The following is a 3,168-nucleotide window of genomic DNA, read 5'->3' as shown; positions in this document are numbered from 1 at the left end:
AGTGGACGCGAGCATCTGTGGCCAAGTTTTTAAGGGCGCACGGTGGATGCCTTGGCACCAGGAACCGATGAAGGACGTGGGAGGCCGCGATAGGCCCCGGGGAGCTGTCAACCGAGCTGTGATCCGGGGGTGTCCGAATGGGGAAACCCGGCAGTCGTCATGGGCTGTCACCCATACCTGAACACATAGGGTATGTGGAGGGAACGCGGGGAAGTGAAACATCTCAGTACCCGCAGGAAGAGAAAACAACCGTGATTCCGGGAGTAGTGGCGAGCGAAACCGGATGAGGCTAAACCGTATGCGTGTGATACCCGGCAGGGGTTGCGTATACGGGGTCGTGGGAGTTTCCTTGACCGGTCTGCCGGCCGGTCGGAGAGTCAGAAACCGTTTGTGTAGGCGAAGGACATGCGAAAGGTCCGGCGTAGAGGGTAAGACCCCCGTAGCTGAAACATGAGCGGCTCTCTTGGAGATCACCCAAGTAGCACAGGGCCCGAGAAATCCTGTGTGAATCTGGCGGGACCACCCGTTAAGCCTAAATATTCCCTGGTGACCGATAGCGGATAGTACCGTGAGGGAATGGTGAAAAGTACCGCGGGAGCGGAGTGAAATAGTACCTGAAACCGTGTGCCTACAAGCCGTGGGAGCGTCGCGTTGGACGACTTGTCGTTCAACGTCGTGACTGCGTGCCTTTTGAAGAATGAGCCTGCGAGTTTGCGGTGTGTTGCGAGGTTAACCCGTGTGGGGTAGCCGTAGCGAAAGCGAGTCCGAACAGGGCGATTTGAGTAGCACGCTCAAGACCCGAAGCGGAGTGATCTAGCCATGGGCAGGTTGAAGCGGCTGTAAGAGGTCGTGGAGGACCGAACCCACCAGGGTTGAAAACCTGGGGGATGACCTGTGGTTAGGGGTGAAAGGCCAATCAAACTCCGTGATAGCTGGTTCTCCCCGAAATGCATTTAGGTGCAGCGTCGTGTGTTTCTTGCCGGAGGTAGAGCACTGGATAGGCGATGGGCCCTGCCGGGTTACTGACCTTAGCCAAACTCCGAATGCCGGTAAGTGAGAGCGCGGCAGTGAGACTGTGGGGGATAAGCTCCATGGTCGAGAGGGAAACAGCCCAGAGCATCGACTAAGGCCCCTAAGCGTACGCTAAGTGGGAAAGGATGTGGAGTCGCAGAGACAACCAGGAGGTTGGCTTAGAAGCAGCCATCCTTGAAAGAGTGCGTAATAGCTCACTGGTCAAGTGATTCCGCGCCGACAATGTAGCGGGGCTCAAGCGTACCGCCGAAGTCGTGTCATTCGTACATTACGGGTTAACGCCTGTACGGATGGGTAGGGGAGCGTCGTGTGCCGGGTGAAGCCGCGCCGGAAGGCAGTGGTGGATGGTTCACGAGTGAGAATGCAGGCATGAGTAGCGATACAAGAGTGGGAAACTCTTGCGCCGATTGACTAAGGGTTCCTGGGTCAAGCTGATCTGCCCAGGGTAAGTCGGGACCTAAGGCGAGGCCGACAGGCGTAGTCGATGGACAACCGGTTGATATTCCGGTACCCGCTGTAAAGCGCCCAATGCTGAATCCTTTGATGCTAAGGCCGTGAAGCCGCCCCTGATCTCTTCGGAGTGAGGGGGAGTGGTGGAGCCGCTGACCCGAGGGGGTAGTAGGTAAGTGATGGGGTGACGCAGGAAGGTAGTCCAGCCCGGGCGGTGGTTGTCCCGGGGTAAGGGTGTAGGACGTCATCCAGGTAAATCCGGATGGCACATAGTCTGAGACCTGATGCCGAGCCGATTGTGGTGAAGTGGATGATCCTATGCTGTCGAGAAAAGCCTCTAGCGAGTTTTATGGCGGCCCGTACCCTAAACCGACTCAGGTGGTCAGGTAGAGAATACCGAGGCGTTCGGGTGAACTATGGTTAAGGAACTCGGCAAAATGCCCCCGTAACTTCGGGAGAAGGGGGGCCATGTCTGGTGATCCGTCTTGCACGGTGAGCTGGGTGTGGCCGCAGAGACCAGCGAGAAGCGACTGTTTACTAAAAACACAGGTCCGTGCGAAGCCGTAAGGCGATGTATACGGACTGACGCCTGCCCGGTGCTGGAACGTTAAGGGGACCGGTTAGTCACATTTCGGTGTGGCGAAGCTGAGAACTTAAGCGCCAGTAAACGGCGGTGGTAACTATAACCATCCTAAGGTAGCGAAATTCCTTGTCGGGTAAGTTCCGACCTGCACGAATGGCGTAACGACTTCTCGACTGTCTCAACCATAGGCCCGGTGAAATTGCACTACGAGTAAAGATGCTCGTTTCGCGCAGCAGGACGGAAAGACCCCGGGACCTTTACTATAGCTTGATATTGGTGTTCGGTTCGGCTTGTGTAGGATAGGTGGGAGACTTTGAGCATCAAGCGCCAGCTTGGTGGGAGTCGTCGTTGAAATACCACTCTGGTCGTGCTGGATGTCTAACCTCGGTCCGTGATCCGGATCAGGGACAGTGTCTGGTGGGTAGTTTAACTGGGGCGGTTGCCTCCTAAAGGGTAACGGAGGCGCCCAAAGGTTCCCTCAGCCTGGTTGGCAATCAGGTGTTGAGTGTAAGTGCACAAGGGAGCTTGACTGTGAGACTGACGGGTCGAGCAGGTACGAAAGTAGGGACTAGTGATCCGGCGGTGGCTTGTGGAAGCGCCGTCGCTCAACGGATAAAAGGTACCCCGGGGATAACAGGCTGATCTTCCCCAAGAGTCCATATCGACGGGATGGTTTGGCACCTCGATGTCGGCTCGTCGCATCCTGGGGCTGGAGTCGGTCCCAAGGGTTGGGCTGTTCGCCCATTAAAGCGGTACGCGAGCTGGGTTTAGAACGTCGTGAGACAGTTCGGTCCCTATCCGCTGTGCGCGTAGGAGTCTTGAGAAGGGCTGTCCCTAGTACGAGAGGACCGGGACGGACGAACCTCTGGTGTGCCAGTTGTCCTGCCAAGGGCATGGCTGGTTGGCTACGTTCGGGAGGGATAACCGCTGAAAGCATCTAAGCGGGAAGCCTGCTTCGAGATGAGGGCTCCCACCCCCTTTGAGGGGTTAAGGCTCCCAGTAGACGACTGGGTTGATAGGCCGGATGTGGAAGCCCTGTAAGGGGTGGAGCTGACCGGTACTAATAGGCCGAGGGCTTGTCCTCAGTTGCTCGCGTCCACTGT

Annotated in this window: 1 rRNA gene; it reads left to right on the top strand. The window is 57.0% G+C overall.

The annotated features are described in order from the left end of the window. Positions 1–19: 19 nt before the first annotated feature. A 23S ribosomal RNA gene (locus JT723_RS34495) occupies positions 20–3,149 on the top strand. The last annotated feature ends 19 nt before the right edge of the window (positions 3,150–3,168 follow it).

The sequence above is a fragment of the Actinacidiphila bryophytorum genome, assembly GCF_016916835.1.
Classification (GTDB): domain Bacteria; phylum Actinomycetota; class Actinomycetes; order Streptomycetales; family Streptomycetaceae; genus Actinacidiphila; species Actinacidiphila bryophytorum.
Note: the sequence above shows the minus strand (reverse complement) of the source record. Positions and strands in the feature narration are given on the sequence as shown.